Source organism: Paenibacillus sp. FSL H8-0122 (assembly GCF_038005345.1).
GTDB lineage: Bacteria > Bacillota > Bacilli > Paenibacillales > Paenibacillaceae > Paenibacillus_AQ.
The window spans coordinates 5,820,930-5,839,628 of the sequence record NZ_JBBOTB010000001.1 but is presented as its reverse complement, the minus strand read 5'-3'; the positions used below and the strand labels follow the sequence as shown (position 1 = coordinate 5,839,628).

The window sequence follows — 18,699 nt, the reverse complement described above, 5'->3', positions numbered from 1 at the left end:
AGGCGCACGGGAAATGTCCTGAACATAAAAATGCCCTCTCCGCTTCCTATCGGAAGGGAAAGGGCTGAAAAGTTTGCGTTCACGTTCTCTTGTGTCAGAGCGGAGAATTAATAGACCTGCACGCCCGTATCAAGCACGGACTTGTTCGCTACGGAATTACCAGCCAAGAATACCTGTTGCAGCTTGGGCAGCTTGCTCAGAAGCTCTATATCGGAAATCGCATTGTTCTCCAGATGAAGCTCCTCGATGGCCTGCCACTTGCTCATGAACGCAAGAGAAGCCAGGTTGTTGTCCTGCAGGGTGAAGGAACGCAGAGCAGTCAGGCCCGCGAAGTAAGGCATCACCTGGTCAACCTCATTAACGGAGTCGTTGTTCATGGAGAAGTAAGGCCGGTCCAAGGTCAGATGCTCAAGCACGCTGTTTGCCGCGCCTGCCTGTTGTCTGAAATCTAGTCTGCATTCCGAGCACACCAGCGTGTTCACCTGCTTCAGGCGGAACAAGGCGTCGCTCTCTGAATAGAGCGACGAATCGTAGATACTTAGTGTCTTCAGCCGGGGCAAGCTGTCCAGTGCACGAAGCTGGATGATGTCGTCGCTCCCCCAAAGGGACAGCTGCGCAAGCTCCGGGAATTTCTTCAGCTCAGCCATATTAAGCTCCCCGCTTCCGCCCCGGAGTGTCAGGTCCGTTACCGCAGGGGCCTTCAGCCCGGAGAGGAAGGATGTTGGGATCTCCGCCCGCTTGACGCCCGGTAAGGCCAGTGCTTCTGGCTTCTCGTAGTAACCGGACAATGTGATTTCCCGCAGAGAAGACAGGTAGTTCACGGCCGCTACTGAGCCGAGCTTGCTTAAGGAAGCCAGGCGCAGGGTGGTAATGGAGGCCTTACCGGCCAGAGGCTTCAGGCTGGTGAAATTCAGATTCTCGATATCCAGCGTTTGCAGAGCAGGCATGTTCTGCAAGAAGTCGATGGATTTTACATTGGTTAAATATGAAAGCTTAAGCTCCTGAAGCTGGGTTAAGGCATACAGCGGCTGCAAGTCTGTCGCCTCACTATAATGAATCGCCAGAGAGGACAGCCCGGTCATAGACGATAACCACCCTAGGTCATTGACGAAGGTAAGGGACAGGGACTTCAGCGGAAGCTTATTGAGCAGATGCAAATCCGTCACGGACTCATCCACATAAGTAATGGACAAAGAGCTTAGGTTAGGGAATTCGAGCAGTGTGGCCACTTCCTGATTACTGCGCAGTTGAGTGGACAGCTCCGTGATTTTGGACTTGTCACCGAAATAACCTGAGAATCTGCTGAAGGATTCGTTGAAGGCGCCGCCATAGCTTTTTAATCCGGGCATATGGGCAAGACTGGTTTGCTCCGTCTGGTCAATTTCGTAGGTTCCATTCAGGTTCAGGGCCGTCAGCCCCTTAAAGGCCTCAAAGTCCCGCTGATCAATTCGCTGGTCATTCAGCCGCTTGTCCTGGGTAATATAAGTGATCTTCTCGGCCCGCTCATTGCTGAAGGGATCGGTGAGACTGTAAGTGAATTTCCACTGGTCATTCTCCGAACGCTCCACGGTTAAATAGCGCAGACGGGCGATCTCCTCCTCTGTCGGCAAGGCATTTCCTTTACCCAGGATCTCCCGCAGGAAGGCGAGCAGGACCTCGCTTTCGGGCATCGTCCGTACAGACAGATTAGCCTTGGTTGCCTGCTGCGGAGAACTGAGGCCGTAATAAAGATAAGTACCGATGGCCCCTCCCAGCACCAGCAGCAGAATTAGCACCAGCCTGACGGGGATGGAGACGGAGACGGGTGGCTTCGGTGCGGCCTTGGGAGGGGGTGCCCCGTGATAATGGTTAATGGTCTGATCCACATAGTAGACATTATTTTGCTTGAGCAGAAGCTCAGTCTGGCAATAAGGGCACTTGAGGATGGTGCCTTCCTTGTATTCAATTCTTCCGCTGCAATTGGGACAGTTCAAGGGAATAAAAGCCACGAATGCCTCCTCCTTATGATGTAATGATAGCTCATATTGGGCGGTCCTCTGACCTCAGGAATACCGCTTTTATTCCATTATACCTGCCAGAGGGGAGAGAGCCAGCCAACGGATGGCAAAAAGAAATTTTTAAAATATAGAATTTATATGTTTCACGGCAAATAGACCGCCTTCCCACTTACGTGAGGACGGTCTATTTAGCTTCATTTACTTACTAGCAGGTTTCTCGTCTGTACCTTTCCCCGCGAATCTGACAAATACGAATAATCCAATCAGGACCACAACGATCCCCGACCAGAAGAACCAGAACGGAACGCCGAACCGGTCGGCCACTGGACCCGCAAGTGCAAGCCCGACCGGAGAAGACAAGAGTCCGATACTTGTCACGAAGGAGAGTACGCGCCCTAACAGCTCAGGCTCATAAGACTTCTGGATCATCGCCATATACGGGCCGTTGAACAAGGGCGCTGCTGCGCCCATCAGGAAGGATAGGATGGTAAAAGCAAGGAACGCCTCGCGCCCGACTACCCCGCTCAGGACACAGGTAAGCCCGATCACAACCAGACTCAGACTCATGTAGGTGGTGTCCTTCCATCTGGAAGCAAGCACCGACAGCAGCGCACCGCCAAGGATCATCCCGATCCCGAATACGGCCTCAATCAGGCTGGCGCTGTAACCGCCGCGTCCGAAATGGGACAGCGTCATCAAGGGGAACAGCATCGCCAGCGGCATGAATACCACGCTGAAGACCGCCATGGCCACCGTTACCGTGACAATGGGCTTGTGCGACAGGAAGGCCCGCCAGCCGAGCATAAACTCCTTACGGAACGAGGGTGTCTCTACGACCTCCGGCTTCGGCTGATGAATATGAACGAACAGAAGCATAAGGTTAGCGATTAAGGCACCTGCCACATCTAAAAGTAACACTGTTCCTAGTGAAGTAGCTGAGTATACCGCTATTCCAAGCGCAGGTCCAAGGACGCTGGAAGCAGAGAAGATGAGCTGGTTCCAGCCTGCCACCCGGGTAAGCTGATCTTCCGGCGCAATCAGAGGAATCGCAGCCTGGAACGAAGGCGCATGGAAGGACGAGGCTGCCGAACGAATGAGCAGGATGGCGTACACAATCCATAAGCTGGGCTCCCCCCATAGATAATAAGCACCCAGAATCAGACTGGTTAGTGCAATGGCGCTGTCCGAGATGATCATGGTGAGCTTACGGTTCCATCGGTCCAGCCAGACACCAATGAACGGACCTAAGAGCGCTTGCGGCAGGAACCCGGCCAGACCGGCAAGCATTAGCACGGCGGCCGACCCCGTCGTCGCGGTCAGATGCCAGATGATGGAGAATTGAACCATCGCAGAGGTTAATATCGAGAAGATTTGTCCGCTGAAGATGAAGGCGAACGTCTTTTTCCATTGAATATTCATAAGTGTATACCCTCCCTAATAAAGACAGACCCAAATCCGTAAATGGACTTGGGTCTGCAACAATTACATGACGGGACAGTGCGAAACCGGGCATAGTGAAATAAGCCGTAGCGGATCGCAATCGATGTCCTTATCGTAAATAGCAGCAGCTCAAAAAAGCCCACACTTGGTGAGAAATCAGCTTTTATTGGGCGTGCTTACCATATACGTGGAATCATAGACTGCCATCCTCCTCAAATTTTATAGCCGAAGCTTACCATTGAAGCTCTCCAGTTGTCAATAATACCGGGAGCATTCCGCATCTTCAGCCCCGTGTGCTATATTGGGAATAATGAAGCGGATACAGGGGGCTGGAGGATGTTCTTTTTCATAGTAATGCTTGTATGTTTCGGTGTATTCACAGCGCTTGCCTATATATTCAATGCGAAGCATAAGCTCGTGATGCCGCTGATCAGCGCGGTGGCGGTCAGTATGCTGGTGCAAGTGCTGGAGCAATTCTACATGAGCAGCATTATTGTCGTGGCGTTCATTCTCTATTTCATCATAAGCAGCATCAGGACCTTCAAGCATGAACAGTTCCAGTTGATGGTGGCTATCTTGTTCAGTACGTCCATTGTAACCCTGATCATAACCTCAACCTACTTCAAGCAGCCCGTGGTTCCCTCCGAAGCGGAGATGGTCAGGGTGATGTTCATCTATTACCCGCTGCTGATTCTATTTATCTCCTGCTATACCTACATGCTGCTTAGCGTATTCAATTTCAAGCTGCTGCAGTCCGGGAACCCGCTCGGGTATGTGATGGGTAAGATGCGCGGCTTCAGGCGTATGATCCGTCTGCTCTGGATCGCTTCACGCAAAGGGCTGAACCATCTGCTCCAGCAGGATCACGCGAAGCTGCCGCAGGTGATTGCTGCCATTCTGGATAACATGGGCGGAGTCTTCGTGAAGTTCGGGCAGGTGCTGTCGACCAAGAAGGATCTGCTGCCTGCGCAATATATTGAGGCGTTCTCCAGCCTGCATGACCAGGTTAAGCCGCTCAGCCAGAAGGAGCTGAAGGAGATCATTGACAGCCGGATCGGCGATCCGGAGGAGACGTATGAAGACTTCGGGATGGAGCCTATTGCAGCCGCTTCGATCGGTCAGGTGCATCTGGCACGGCTGAAGTCCACAGGAGAGAAGGTAGTTGTCAAAATCCTGCGGCCGGATGTGAAGCAGAAGATGGGCGTGGATCTGGATCTGTTAATTCAATTCGTGACCCGGCTATCCGAACGCTCCTCCAAAATCCGGAAACTTGGCTTAATTCAGCTCGCCGAAGGTTTCAAAACGAATCTGATCGAAGAGACGGACTTCGATATTGAAGCACTGAATACCAACCTGCTGCGCCAAGCGTTCCAGGAACACGATATTCCGATCCAAGTGCCGAAGATCTACGCCGAGTATTCAACCAAGCAGATTCTGACCATGGAATATATTGAAGGACAGCGGTTCACGCAGAAGGTGACCAGCGACATATCGGAAATGATCATGCATGCGTTCCTGCAGCAGATTCTGATGATCGGCATCTTCCACGCCGACCCGCATCCCGGCAATCTAATGTTGACCCGGGACGGGAAGGTCGCGCTAATTGACTTCGGTTCCGTGGGCTATCTGACGGAGGAGGAGCGGGCCGGGATGTTGAACTTCCTGATGGGCTACAGCCGGAAGGATACGAAGCAGATGGCCCAGGGCCTGGCCGGGGTCTGTGAAGAAGGAGAGCTGCTGGATGTGCGGATGATTGAGCGGCGCCTCGGCAGACTTTTATCCGAAGCCTCGTTCTCGCCTGATCCTACCAGTGTCATGATGAGACGGCTGATGTCGATGATTACCGAGCTGGGGATGTCCTTGAAGCCGACGGTGGCCGGGGCCTTCCGGGCGATTATTACTCTGGACGGGACCTTATCCTCTGTTGATGAGTCGTACTCCTTATCCGCAGCGAGCCAGTCCTTCGCAGAGCAGATGGATCAAGGGCAGATCGTGAAGGATCAGCTAAGCAAGATGAAGGGGCGGCTGGAGGATTATATCCCGAAACTACTGGAGCTGCCGCTGCTGAAGGAGAACCGGATCACGCTTGCGCGTGAGGACAATCCTAGCCTGACGGATTTCATCGGGACGCTGACGGTCGGGACGTTCACGGTGATCTGTATGGTGATCATGCTGGCAAGCTTCTGGGTGCAGGGGGAGATCATGCGGTTTGTCCTGGCTCCCTTATCGATGTCAGGCTTCGGCACGGGGATGATTATCCTGATGATGTCTGTGATTAAGCAGTTGAAACCCAGGGGCTAGAGGAGGGCAGAAGAGATTATGGCAGGTGTATTCTCGAACAAGAAGAAGATACGCGGCTGGAAGCGCAGAGTGAAGCAGATTGACCAGTGGAAAAAAGGGTGCATGCATCTCGACCTGGAGGAGCTGCAAGCTACCCGGCGGGATTATGTGAAGCTGTGGATCGACCCCTTCTACAGGTTGAACAGGCGCAATCCGCCGGTGTGGTATTCCCGCCTGCTGCTGGAGGCGATGATTGAGGTGTACCATGCCTGGTCCCGGCAGATGGCCGGGTTCAATGAACCCTACTATTTGAGAATCTGGTTCTATCATCCGAACTTCATCCAGTCGCAGCTTGTGGTCGCCTTCCGGGAGGGGCTGCATTTCTACGATAATACCTTCGAGGCAGGAGGCGAGAGCCAGGTGTTCCCCTGGGAGCTATACGGAACAGTGCCCGGTCTAGAGGACTTCATCTGGGAGCCTGCCGCTGAACCGGAGCCCTATTGTCTGCCCGGACAGCCGGGGTTCCAAGCCGCACAGGTATGGTTAGGCAGGATTCAATAGCGATGAAGACACCAACGGCCCCAGAGAATTCTCTGGGGCTTATTGGCTGTAGAGGGGGGAAGCTCCTTGGCAGGGCGGCTACCATTCCCCCGGAGTTATGATATAATTTAGCTTTATTACGGCCGGATAAGGGATTATTCTGGCGCACATAGAGAGGTACTTCATATGATAAATAATTTCTGGCGTGAATTGCCACGCCCTTTTTTTATACTGGCCCCGATGGAGGATGTGACGGATGTGGTGTTTCGTCATGTGGTGAGTGCGGCGGGCCGGCCGGATGTGTTTTTTACGGAGTTTGCGAATTCTGAGAGCTATTGCCACCCGGAGGGGCACCATGCTGTGCGCGGGCGTCTGACGTTCACAGAGGATGAACAACCGATGGTGGCCCATATCTGGGGAGATAAACCGGAATACTTCCGCAAGATGAGCATCGGTATGGCCGAGGAAGGCTTCCGTGGCATCGACATTAATATGGGTTGTCCTGTTGCGAATGTCGCGGAGAACGGGAAGGGCAGCGGCCTGATCTGCCGTCCCGGACTCGCAGCGGAGATCATCCAGGCGGCGAAGGCCGGGGGACTGCCTGTCAGCGTCAAGACGCGGCTCGGATTCACTAATGTGGACGAATGGCGGGACTGGCTGACCCATATTTTGCAGCAGGATATTGTGAATCTGTCTATCCATCTGCGTACGCGGGAGGAAATGAGCAAGGTGGCTGCCCACTGGGAGCTGATCCCGGAGATCAAGAAGCTGCGCGATGAGATCGCGCCGGACACCCTGCTGACGATTAACGGGGACATTGCAGACCGGGAGACTGGCCTTAAGCTGGCCGCAGAGTATGGGGTGGACGGGATTATGATCGGGCGCGGGATTTTTCATAACCCGTATGCGTTCGAGCAGGAGCCAAGGGAGCACAGCAGCCAGGAGCTCTTGGATCTGCTGCGGCTGCATCTGGATCTCTATGATCAATACTCAGGACAGGCACCACGTTCGTTCAGCCCGTTGCAGCGATTCTTCAAAATCTACGTCCGCGGCTTCCGCGGCGCCAGTGAACTCAGAAATCATCTGATGAACACCAAGTCTACCCGTGAGGTGCGTGCGCTGCTGGATGAATTCGCAAGCAAAGAGCAGGACGGGGCGGAGGAGCTTAACGAATAAGGAGGATAATATGAGACGTTTCATTATTTTTGGCGCGAGTAAAGGCTTGGGAGAAGCCTTCGTCAAGGCGTTGCCGGTGCCGGGCGATCAGGTCTGGGTGGTCTCCAGAACATACCCGGACAGCATGAAGCTGGAGGATGGGGTTCAGCGGATCTGGATTGAGGCTGACTTGGCGAAGCCGGATGCTGCCGGGCGAATTGCAGAATCATTGAACGGCGTTACCCTGGACGTATTCATCTATAATGTTGGCGTATGGGAGAGCAAGGGCTTCAGCGCTGACTATGATTTTGAGCAGGACGACCCGGCTGAGATTGCCAGTATCATTAACATTAATGTGACTGCGGCGATTACGTGCATCCAGAAGCTTTTGCCGAATCTGAAGCAGTCTGCGCATGCCAACATTATCTTGATCGGTTCCACGGCAGGCCTGGATCATAATGATTACACCCAGGTCTCGTTCGCCGCTTCTAAGTTCGGTCTGCGCGGGATCGCCAATGCGGTCAGGGAGCATGTGAAGCCTTATGGCATCGGTGTGACTATCATCAATCCCGGGGAGATCGCTACCCAGATTCCGCTGGAGGCCGGGGTGGAGCCTGTCTTGTCCGCCTATAACGGCGCGCAGATCCCGCTTCAGGATATAGTATCCCTCGTGCAATGCGTCATGAACCTGTCCAAGGCTTCCTGTGTGAAGGAGATTAATATTCCGGCGATGCTGGATTCGAATGCGTAGGGATGAATTCTTAATTTGGAGGAGGGTCTTATGAAATTAAAATTTATAATACCGCTTCTCGTCTTCATCATGGTCTCAGTAGGCTGTATTTCAGTCTCCAGTGTGAGTGCAGCGACACCAACCACGTATGGCTCTGTTATTTTAGACGGGAAGCCACTTGGCTTCGATGCTAAGCCCATCATCATAAATGGGAACACGATGGTACCGTTTCGTAAAATATTTGAAGCCTTAAATATGAATGTTAAGTGGGATTCCAAAACCGGAAATGTTACGGCCCAAACCACAGGGATAACGATTAAAATGACAGTGGATAGCCTTAAGGCTACTATAAGCTGGGATAATGTAAAGAAAATTGCAATAATAGATACTAAATAAACTTCCTGTAATCGTACCGAAAGAATGTACTCTTATGTGATAGTAAATAGGCCGTTTCCTTTACGGGGCGGTCTATTTAGGTTCCTGAATTCCGTTAACTTATATTACATTGTTAGATATCCCCAGTTCGTAATACTTCCGCCATGTACCTTGTGCTCCAATTAAGCGAATATAGAGGCAGAAGTTCGGGTCATCCCGATCCACAGGAGGTTAAAAGATATGGTTTATCAGAATATAGACGGCGTGCGGGTGTGGGGGAAGCCGGACGACGGCGCGCTGGTGCAGGCCCGTATGTGTGCGGAGAACGGAAATGTCGTGCAGACCCTGCTCATGGCGGATCATCATAAAGGCTACAGCCAGCCGATCGGCGGGGTAGTCGTGTACGATGGACAGATCTCTCCGTCTGGCGTAGGTTACGATATCGGGTGCGGGAATAAGGCGGTACGGACCGGCTTGAAGATAGAGGAGCTGCGGCCACGACTCTCAGGAATCATGGACGAGATTGCCCGCAGAATCTCCTTCGGTGTCGGCCGGGTCAATAATGAACGGGTCGATCATGAGCTGTTCGACGATCCCGACTGGGCGGTGTTCAAGGCGGTTGGTAACGGAGTGCACGATAAGCTTAAGACTCTGGCGCAGAATCAGCTGGGTACGGTCGGCAGCGGCAACCACTTCGTAGACATATTAGAAGAAGACGCAACCGGCCGGGTGTGGATTGCCAATCATTTCGGCAGCAGAGGGTTGGGGCATAAGACAGCGAGCGGATTCCTTAACCTGACAGCAGGCAGAGACTTCCTGGCGAATGCCCCGGGGGAAAAGATGGATCAGCCGCCCGTACTGCTCGACCTGAACAGTGAGCTGGGCGATATGTACTACAGAGCGATGAAGCTGGCCGGTCGCTATGCTTATGCGGGAAGAGACTACGTTATCCAGCAGGTGCTGGCTATTCTGGGAACGGGAGCGGACCTGGAGGTGCATAACCATCATAACTATGCCTGGAAAGAGACACATAACGGCAAGGAAGTCATCGTTGTCCGCAAAGGGGCTACTCCATCCGCACCCGGCCAGACTGGTTTTATCGGCGGCAGCATGGGAGACATCTCCGTAATCGTCCGGGGTAAGGACAGCGGGGAGAACCGGGAGGCTTATTACAGCACCGTTCATGGAGCAGGCCGAATCATGAGCCGGACCCAGGCTGCGGGCCGGATGAACTATAAAACCCGTACCCGCAGCGGCGGTCAAATTACGACAGCGCAAATGCTGGAGGCGGTCCGGCAGTTCGGCGTAGTGCTGCGCGGCGCGGGCACGGACGAGAGTCCTTTTGTCTACCGGAAGCTGCAAGAGGTACTGGATGCGCATGCCGGGACCATTGAGGTTATGCACGTGCTGAAGCCGGTGGGCGTATGTATGGCGGGTGCGGATGAGTTCGATCCGTATAAGGATTGAGGGGGGACTCATCCATCACGAGTTCTCCACAGGAGGGCAACAAGGACGGGAAGTATGGTAACATGGAGATATGTGCCGGATTATGGGAGACTAGATAGAGGCCAATTCTAATCTCAGAGGTGTATGAACATGATAGAAAGAAATGACCCTTGTCCTTGCGGCAGCGGCAAAAAGTACAAGCGGTGCTGTATGCTTAAGCAGGCGGAAGAATTATCATTGCAGGCGAAGGGGCGCCGTTTTTTTGACCGGAAATATAAGTTGACTACCGATCTGTATGACTTTGTCGCTCAGAAGCAGGGCGGAGAATGGAATTTCGAGCATCAGAAGTGTCAACGCTTCGATCCTGTGTTAGGATCATTAAGGAATGGCGCCGGTAACATGTGGGCGTACTTCTTCCAAGTCTATGAGAATGGGTTAAGCGGTATTGAGTGGTTCCTGGAGGAGAAGGGCCGGCGGTATTCCGGGGAAGAACGGAGGATGCTGGACAACTGGACAGCCATGAGACCTTCCTGTTATCAGATGGTGGACCATTATGAGCAGGGCACGGTTATTGAAGATATTTGGACCAAGGAAAGATTCAAGATGCCTTATAATGAAACGATGATAAAGATGCCACCCTGGACAGTAGCAATCGCTATGCTTGAGCCGTTCGTGGAGGATTGGTGTATACATGGAGTGACGATGTGGGGACACCCTGATATAGCGCGGGAGATCATAGCACGAGTTGGGGCGTTGCAGGAGGAACAAGCTGCGGCTTCCGGGCAGGAGAGCTCACCTGCGGACATCTTGATCAGCCACTACCCCGAACTGCTCGAATTGTGCCAACGGATCAATGAGAAGTCACGCAGCCGGTATCCGGATCACGAAGCTGCTCAGGAGACTACGCCTCAGAGCAAGCTGCCTATGCTAATGGAATGGATTCGTGAGGAACAAGCGCAGGACCCCGGAGAAAGCGCCGAAACTCTTATTCGGGCGAGAGAATATCAACAATACCGGAGAAACCCGGAATCCTCAGCGTTGAATCTTCTGCGCATAGAACTCGGATTACCAGAAGCGCCGTTTGCGGATTATTAAAATACTGGGGAAGAGGCCGGCAGGCCTTTTCCCATTTTCATGGAGGTGAAGACATGTCCTGGAGCAAACTCAAGCAACAACTGGAGGGCTTCCTCAGCCCATCCTTAGAGGGACGGGTAGAGTACCGGGCGCCCGCTTACCGCTATTCGCCGGATAAATCAGGCACCTGTTATATTACGGTGGACAAGAAGAATATCCTCAGCATGAACGACAAGTCCAGTCCTATCCGGTGGTATTCGTCCGAGTTGGAGGTCAAGAATGACCCGGAGCTGCATATCTCCGTCACCCATGAAGATATTGAAACAGTCAGAATGGCGGCCAAGGGGCCCATCCCAGAGGACCGCCTAATCATCATGGCCCGAAGCCGCTTAACCACCGAACACGCCAAGGCATTAATGTTGGCCCAGGCTGGCCTGACGAAATCGAATTTCATTGTGGCGGCGAATAAGTTCCTGGTTACGCCTATTGAGGAGAGCCTGGAGAGCAGTGATATGGTACTGAATATTCTGGCTCTAATGGACCGGAGAGTCGGGCGGAAGCGGATCGAAGGGATGGCCGGGAAGATGCAGCGGAAGCATCCGGCGGTGGAGTATTTCTATGATCTGCGTCGCGGGGTATTATGACTGTTACACTTACAAGAATCAGCTGTAAAAGCTCCACTGGCTCCGCTGCCGTTGGAGCTATTTGCTATGCTCAGCGCTTGCCCGCAACCAGCATATAGCCGGCCCCCCGGACGGTAATGATCCGCTCGGGATGAACGGGATCGTCCTCGATTTTTTTGCGCAGATTACTGATGTGGACAGCGACCGTCCGCGTATCCTCCAGACTCTTCATCCCCCAGATGAGGTGAAACAGCGTATCGACCGTGACCACTTGATTCACGTTCTGTGCCATATAGGAGAGCAGGCTGAATTCTTTTTTTGACAGAAAAATCGTTCTGCTGCCCATATGGACAGACTGTGCATAGAAATCCAGCGTCAGCCCGGGCAGCTCCAGCAACTGTTCCCTTCTGCCCGTGGATACCCTGCGGAGATGGGCCTTGATCTTGGCCATGAGTACGCCCGGACTGAACGGCTTGGTCACATAATCATCCCCGCCATACGATAAGGCGCTGATCTTCACCTCATCCTCCTCTTGACTGCTTAGGAATACAATCGGGGCATTCGTGTAATTGCGTGCGTTCTTGCACCAGTCAATGCCGTTCTCATTCGCCAGCAGCACATCCAGCACAATCAGGTCCGGGTTAAATGACGCAAGCAGCATCATAGCATCGGCTCCGCTGTGGCAAGATGAGGACTCGAAGCCTTCCCGCTGGCAGTATAGCTGAACAATCTCACAGATATGGGGATCGTCGTCGACGATCATAATTCGGTATATGTCCATTCTATTGTCACTCTCCTGCTTCCTGAATCAATGGCAATATGACCTGGAAAATCGACCCGGTCTTCCCGTCACTCTCCGCCCGGACACTCCCGCCATGCGCTTGTACAATTTCCCTGCATATCGCCAGCCCGAGCCCGCTACCTTCTACGCCCATGTCCAGCCCCGGCCGGTCCACCCGGTAATTGCGGTCGAAGATCTGCTCCAGCTGCTCTGGAGGAATACCCATGCCGGAGTCTTGTACGCTGATGACCACACACCGCGTATCGTTCACTTCGTCCACATCGAAAACAAGACGCACCAACCCGCCGCCAGGAGTGAACTTCATCGCATTTGACACCAGATTGAATAGTGCCTGCTCTAATCGTTGCGAATCAATCCGGGCAACAGGCAGGCCGGCGCCCAGGTCTACTGTATCCCCGATGTCCAGATCGAAATCCAGCCCCGCATCCCGCACCACCAGCTCATATTGTTCATAGAAGCCGCGCAGGAACTTAGTCACCTGGACCAGCTCCATCCGGTATTCCACTTGCCCCGTCTCCAGATGCGACAAGAAGCTCAGCTCCCCGATCATCCGGTTGATCCTTATCGTGTTATCGCGGATATACTGCAGATACTGTTCATTGCGCTCCGGCTTCACCCTATCCATCACTGCCTCGACATAACCCAGCATACTGGACAGCGGCATGCGCAGATCATGCGTAATGTAGGCCAGCAGCTTCTTCCGGCCTTCCTCGGAGTGCAGTAACCGCTCATACGACAGGCGGAGATCCTCGTGGGCTGCGGATAAGGCATGGGTGCGCTCCAGCACGAGCTGCTCCAGATTGGCATTCATCCCGGTGAGCTTGAGATTGGCTTCCTGCAGCTCCCGGGCAATCCGTTCTTCATTCGTTGCTGCCCTTGTGAATCTGGAGGAGAGCAGCAGCATCTGGGCGACCGTGAAGATAAGCAGTCCGAATGGCGAGCTGTTCTCAATGGGCGACCATTCGTTGTAATACAGGAAATCGTTGGTCACCGTAGCCAGAGCCACCACCGACACCAGCAGGAAGCTCAGCGCTCCCTCCATCCGCCGCAAGGCCGCATGAGCCAGCCCCACCATCAGATACACCATATGGAGCACCACGACCACACCGATCAGCAGCAGCATCCGGGAATAGACGAGGGCAGGGGTCACCACAACCACCAGACAGAGTGCGCCGGTGACGATCCGGCTGCCATAGCGGAACCAACGCGACACGTAATCCGGGAAAATGCATTCAAAATACATCGTGATCATCCACCCGCCAAGGCATAGGATCAGATACTCAAGCTTGAACTGCAATTCCCACGGAAAATGAGGCAGCCACTGGGTTAACATAAGCTCGCCGTTCAGCAGGGAGCGGATAGAGAACATCACAGTGAACAGACCGAAGTATAGCGGTGCCCGGTCTTTACGCCGCAGCATGAACAGCAGCAGATGATACACGCCGATCACCAGCAGGCTGGCCGTGATGAACATATCCGCAGCAATCCTCAGATGAGTCCGGACCGTTAACACATTACTGCCACCCAGCTCAATATTTTTGGTGATGCCGCCCCGCTTATGATGGAAGTTCGCTACCTGCATCACCAGCTCCACCGTGTCGCCTTCAGGCTGGAAGAACACCAGCTTCGTCGCCAGACGCGGCGTCATGCCTTCTTTGTCCTGATCCACCACACCGACTTCAGCTAGCAGCTCTCCATTCACCCACAATTTATACGCATGAAAAATAGTAGGCAGCCGCAGAGCCAGCCGCTCCTGACTATCCTGCTCACTAAGCCGGATCACCAGCCGGAAGGTGGCATAGCCTTCGCCCTTCAGCGCTTGACCATCCAGCGGGTAGCCGAGCCAGGAGCCCGGGATGTTGATATACCGGTTCCGCTCAGCTGATTCCCCGCCTGCCATCCGGCTTCGTATATCCCCGGGTGAGAGCAGCTCGTGCCAATAGAAGGCCCATTCTCCCTGTAACTTCAGCGGATTCATACGGATAGAGGTATGCGTTAGATCCAGAAGGCCTTCCTTGCTTCGAGGCTTGGGGGCACCCGGCGTTGCAGACAGGATGGCATAGCTTGCGATCAGCCCGATAACCACGACCACAGCGATATGTAACCAGATATTACGAGAACCGGACCTTAGTATACCCCTCATGATGAAGCCGACCCCAATCTACAAGATTCGTCATTCTTAAGCTCATTGCCTTAATGATAGCATCATTGCCGAAAATTGTGTGAAATTGCACTATTTAAGTTTTCTTTTCTTACATTAAGAGGCTAAATTCCTGTGTAGAATGCTAGATAAGGAAAAGGATATGTCGAAAATTGTAAGTTTCTCGAGGTGATTCAAAAACTACAACAATGTTGGAATGAATTAGAAAATCGGTAATAAAATATAGTACCCTGATGAATAGCCCCCTGGAGGGCTCTTTTTAATGTTATGTTTTGGGACTTTTTTGGGTTATTTTATGAGGGGAAACGATCTAAGGAGGCTTGGCTATTGTATACCAAAGTGTCAGCTAGAGCTGTATCCCTGTTGGCCGCATTCGCATTACTGCTCTCCGTATTCTTCACCGCCTTACCGAATGCAAGTGCAGCCGCGAGAGGAGCGTGGTCGCCGAACACGGCCTATGCGGTGAATGACACCGTAACCTATGGCGGAGGTACATATACCTGTCTTCAGGCGCATACGTCCCTGACTGGCTGGGAGCCGCCGAATGTTCCTGCATTATGGAAAAGCGGCAGCACCACAACACCCACACCCACGCCCACAACGCCACCGGCAACGAACGGAGCCATCTTCTATGCAGATAGGGACTATGGCGGCAAGGCCGTCACCCTGGGAACAGGCAATTATGTGCTGTCCCAGCTGAACAATGCGGGAATTCCGAATGACTGGATGTCCTCACTCAAGGTACCGAACGGCTGGACGGTGGAGGTGTATGCGGACGATAATTTCGGCGGCACGAAGTGGACCTATACATCAAGCTCCTCCTGGGTCGGCGAGAGTGTGAATGACAAGATGTCTTCGGTCAAAATCTACACCGGTTCACCGCCCGCAACCGGCGTCACCCGCCCCTCCGAGGTGCCCAGCCAGATCTGGACGTATGCCATGAACGTGGACAATAAATTCGGCAAAGGCGGAGATTTCGCTCTACTCCTGAGCGCGGTGATCAAGAAGGAGAGCAGCTTCGGAGCAGGCCTGCCGGGCAGCCCTTCCGCCGGTGACGGATTGATGCAGGTCGAGCCGAATACACGCGCCGCGTATGCCTCCCAATTCAGCGTCAAATTCGGCCGCACGTATAATCACAGCAGCGAACAGGATCAGGTAGCCTTAGGCGGACTGATTCTTGATGAGAAGATCGCAAGATTCGGCAACATCTACAACGGACTCTTACATTACAACGGGGGCGACAACTGGTATCCAGGAGCCACCGATTCCTACGGCCGCCCGATCCTGGCGGATCAGTATGCGAATGCCGTCTATGGTACGTATAAGGGGTATGGGGGGAAGAATTAAGGGAGTCCTTCCTTCTATAAAAAAAGAACAAAGACGCTCGGGGAGTTACCCCGCAGCGTCTTTATTTTTACGTTTGTGCCAAGCCCAGGTGAAGGTTCATTCCCAATACGGCACGCCGCTGAAGAGAAACGATTCATTGTTTAAGTAGGCCGTAATCTCTCTACTGGCTAATTTACCGATATGCCCGGGCAGCCATTCCTGCCAGTCCGGCAGGCCCAGCCAGAAATTCATCGTCTCCAGCTGTGCTGCAATGAAGAAGCCCTCTAACCTTTTAATATAGTTATCCGGCAACGGATGGTGCTTGGAATAAGACTGAAGCAACTGTTCTCTGAATGAAGGATGGATGTAGGAGAACGTCCAGCCCAAATCCACTAAGTAATAACCGAACCCGCAAGCTCCAAAATCAATGGGCCGTACTTCTTCTCCATCAAACACCAAATTACTTGGAATCAGATCGGCATGAATCATGCCCCAATTGCTGGCTGTCCGCTCCATAGAGTCCATCATGTGAATGACCCGCTCGCCGGCATGCAGCAGAAGCTCCGTATCTCCTGTATCAAGCAGTCCGGCATTAGCACGTTCCTTCAGCGTATTAAGGGCTTGTAAGATCCGGGAGCCATCAAAGGCCGGGCGTTCAAAAGCATTGGGGATGCTCCAGTTCGAGGCTTGCTTATGTAACTTGCCGATCAATTCACCTATGGCCCCGGCATCTTCTATAGTAGGAATGAAAGGCTTCTGTTCACCCTCCACCCATCGTAATAAAGTGCAGTGGGTATGGTTCACGTCCGTAATGAATTCTCCGCGAATATTCTTACAAGGTGAAGGCAGGGTCACATCGGTATCCAAGGTTAACGCTTCCAGCCAGACCATCTCGGATTGAAGGACCTCCCGCTTACTCCAGATTTGCTCAAGGGCATCACCTTTGGAGATATGCAGCCGGAGGCTGTAACTATTGTTGTCCAGATCAGTGACTTTGTAGATCGTATTGCCGCTCTGTGCAATGAAATCAACCGATTTGCAGCCTATAGAGTACTGCTCCAGTGCTTCCATTGCGGTATTCAAGTGTGCATCCAATCGCAGCTCGCTCCCTTATTTATCAAAGTATAATAGGTACGATAGCATAGCTGTTCATAGACGGGAATGGAACCGTTGATTATATTCGTTTTTTATTGATAAGGGGAGCCGGAGCTTATTCCGGAGCTGTAGATGTTAGTATTTCTGCACTTTGACTCTCTTGGCGCGACCGATAGCTTATCCTGCCGAACAACGCAGCAGAAATCATAGCCGCTACAGCAACGGAGGCAGCAGCGACCCACGTAATGGCTTGCAGCGATAAATAGTTAATGACAATGCCTCCGAGTCCAGCCCCCGCCGCTATCGCCAGCTGCAGCACAGATGTGTTGAGGGCAAGCATGACACCAGATGTCTTGGGAGACAAGGTAAGAAGATCATATTGCTGGCTTGGAGAAGCTGCCCAGGAGAAGAGCGACCAAAGCACCAGCACCGGGAAAACAAGGAATATGGAAGTGCCAGAGACTACCGATAACAATATCAGCATCACCATATTTAACAACGTTGCTCCAGTTAACGTTCTGCCTACACCCCATCGATCGGTGCCGCTTCCCCCTGCCTTTGACCCGATCAGACTGGCGATGCCGTATGCGAACAGGGCTCCGCTTACCCATCGATCGCTCATTCCGGCAACTTCCAGCAGATAAGGCGACAAATACGTGAAGGCAATGCCATAACCCATCGTCATAAAAAAGTTAATGGCGAGAGAGAGTGCGATTCGCGGTCTCTTCACCATAGCCAGTTGTTTGGCAAAGGAGATCGGCTCATCACCTTCCATCCGTGGTATTGAGCTTGCCAGGACGGGTAGACTGACCATAGCAAGAAGGCTAATACCGCCGAAAATCAGCCTCCAATCGTACGCGGCGGCAATCACCCGGCCAATGGGCACGCCCAAGATAAGTGAAGCGGTGACACCCATTAACACCGTTGCAATCGCACTCCCCTTCCTGTTCGAAGGCGCTAACTTAGCGGCTAAGGCAAGCGATGTCACGACAAATACACCAGTTCCGAGCGCCATGACTACCCGTGCAAGCAGCATAAATCCATAACCCGGAAAAATCATGATTAGCGCATTACTCACGATGATTAAGCCAAGCGAGTACAACAACAACTTTCGACGGTCAAACCGGGCCGTGACCCCCATTAGGACCGGGGTACCTATGGCGTAGGCTAGTGCGTAGACGGTCATTAACTGTCCAGCCTGAGATAATGTCACTCCGGTATCTGCGGCGACTTTATCTAAAATGCCCGTGATCATGTATTCGGATGTCCCGACAATAAAGCAGACCACAGCAAGTATGAAGATTTTCCAGTTTTGTCCCAAATTAATCATTCCCCCTCGTTAATCAATGGCTGATGTTAGTGTAAACAGTAAATAAGAAATGTAGAAGTACGCACTTTTAAGTCCTATAGGATGATGCGGGTGCTATAGGAACATGGAAGTTCCCTAGAAAAGAGGGCAGAACTAAATAGAAGGAACACGAGACGCCCAGATTCGCCTGCGGCGTCTTTGGTGCGCGAAGGGGAGGGGATAACCAGCATATGATATACTTGGGGATGAATGTTAGGATGATATTAAGAGGAATGAGGAACAATCACTACATTGACCTTCATTCCTGGAAATGACGCAGAGTGATTCTGAATGTCTCCGAAGATAG

Annotated in this window: 15 protein-coding genes; 9 read left to right on the top strand and 6 right to left on the bottom strand. The window is 52.7% G+C overall.

All coding sequences use genetic code 11. From position 1 onward, the window contains the following. Nucleotides 1-107: 107 nt before the first annotated feature. Both NSS64_RS25015 and NSS64_RS25010 read right to left on the bottom strand, forming a co-directional pair. On the bottom strand, nucleotides 108-1,988 hold the full coding sequence (locus NSS64_RS25015; RefSeq protein WP_341141909.1) for a leucine-rich repeat domain-containing protein: 1,881 nt from the start codon (nucleotides 1,986-1,988) through the stop codon (nucleotides 108-110). A gap of 207 nt (nucleotides 1,989-2,195) precedes the next feature. Then, nucleotides 2,196-3,416: an MFS transporter gene (locus NSS64_RS25010; protein WP_341141908.1), complete on the bottom strand. Its 1,221-nt coding sequence runs from the start codon at nucleotides 3,414-3,416 to the stop codon at nucleotides 2,196-2,198. A gap of 357 nt (nucleotides 3,417-3,773) precedes the next feature. On the opposite strand from NSS64_RS25010, the gene NSS64_RS25005 reads away from it, so the two are divergent. The 8 genes from NSS64_RS25005 to NSS64_RS24970 all read left to right on the top strand — a co-directional run bounded on the left by NSS64_RS25005 (nucleotide 3,774) and on the right by NSS64_RS24970 (nucleotide 11,681). Beyond that, on the top strand, nucleotides 3,774-5,738 hold the full coding sequence (locus NSS64_RS25005; RefSeq protein WP_341141907.1) for an ABC1 kinase family protein: 1,965 nt from the start codon (nucleotides 3,774-3,776) through the stop codon (nucleotides 5,736-5,738). A gap of 18 nt (nucleotides 5,739-5,756) precedes the next feature. Further along, nucleotides 5,757-6,278, top strand: coding sequence for a hypothetical protein (locus NSS64_RS25000; RefSeq protein ID WP_341141906.1), 522 nt, complete (start codon nucleotides 5,757-5,759; stop codon nucleotides 6,276-6,278). 165 nt (nucleotides 6,279-6,443) lie between these two features. After that, nucleotides 6,444-7,433, top strand: coding sequence for a tRNA dihydrouridine synthase (locus NSS64_RS24995; RefSeq protein ID WP_341141905.1), 990 nt, complete (start codon nucleotides 6,444-6,446; stop codon nucleotides 7,431-7,433). Nucleotides 7,434-7,443: 10 nt separating this feature from the next. Beyond that, nucleotides 7,444-8,163, top strand: coding sequence for an SDR family NAD(P)-dependent oxidoreductase (locus NSS64_RS24990; RefSeq protein ID WP_341141904.1), 720 nt, complete (start codon nucleotides 7,444-7,446; stop codon nucleotides 8,161-8,163). Nucleotides 8,164-8,193: 30 nt separating this feature from the next. Next, the gene (locus NSS64_RS24985; RefSeq protein WP_341141903.1) at nucleotides 8,194-8,538 is read left to right on the top strand and encodes a copper amine oxidase N-terminal domain-containing protein; all 345 of its coding nucleotides are present in this window, start codon (nucleotides 8,194-8,196) and stop codon (nucleotides 8,536-8,538) included. 219 nt (nucleotides 8,539-8,757) lie between these two features. Further along, entirely contained in the window at nucleotides 8,758-9,984 is a 1,227-nt protein-coding gene (locus NSS64_RS24980) for an RtcB family protein (RefSeq protein ID WP_341141902.1), read from the top strand. A 129-nt stretch (nucleotides 9,985-10,113) separates the two neighbouring features. Further along, on the top strand, nucleotides 10,114-11,058 hold the full coding sequence (locus NSS64_RS24975; protein ID WP_341141901.1) for an SEC-C domain-containing protein: 945 nt from the start codon (nucleotides 10,114-10,116) through the stop codon (nucleotides 11,056-11,058). A gap of 53 nt (nucleotides 11,059-11,111) precedes the next feature. Next, nucleotides 11,112-11,681 carry an SF0329 family protein gene (locus NSS64_RS24970; protein ID WP_341141900.1) on the top strand — a complete coding sequence of 190 codons (570 nt, stop codon included), beginning with the start codon at nucleotides 11,112-11,114 and terminating at the stop codon, nucleotides 11,679-11,681. Between the two features lie 70 nt (nucleotides 11,682-11,751). On the opposite strand, the gene NSS64_RS24965 is transcribed toward NSS64_RS24970, so the two are convergent. Next, nucleotides 11,752-12,441, bottom strand: coding sequence for a response regulator transcription factor (locus NSS64_RS24965; protein WP_340944257.1), 690 nt, complete (start codon nucleotides 12,439-12,441; stop codon nucleotides 11,752-11,754). Between the two features lie 7 nt (nucleotides 12,442-12,448). Next, complete coding sequence (locus NSS64_RS24960; RefSeq protein ID WP_341141899.1) at nucleotides 12,449-14,605, bottom strand: sensor histidine kinase; 2,157 nt, start codon at nucleotides 14,603-14,605, stop codon at nucleotides 12,449-12,451. Between the two features lie 345 nt (nucleotides 14,606-14,950). Between NSS64_RS24960 and NSS64_RS24955 the strand changes: the two genes are divergently transcribed. Next, nucleotides 14,951-15,970, top strand: a complete 1,020-nt coding sequence (locus NSS64_RS24955) for a carbohydrate-binding protein (RefSeq protein WP_341141898.1) — start codon at nucleotides 14,951-14,953, stop codon at nucleotides 15,968-15,970. A gap of 96 nt (nucleotides 15,971-16,066) precedes the next feature. Here the strand turns inward: NSS64_RS24955 and NSS64_RS24950 are convergent, their stop codons facing one another. Both NSS64_RS24950 and NSS64_RS24945 read right to left on the bottom strand, forming a co-directional pair. Further along, entirely contained in the window at nucleotides 16,067-17,044 is a 978-nt protein-coding gene (locus NSS64_RS24950) for a phosphotransferase enzyme family protein (protein WP_341141897.1), read from the bottom strand. Between the two features lie 115 nt (nucleotides 17,045-17,159). Beyond that, a complete protein-coding gene (locus NSS64_RS24945) occupies nucleotides 17,160-18,365 on the bottom strand; it encodes an MFS transporter (protein WP_341141896.1) in 1,206 nt (401 codons plus the stop codon). Nucleotides 18,366-18,699 lie beyond the last annotated feature (334 nt).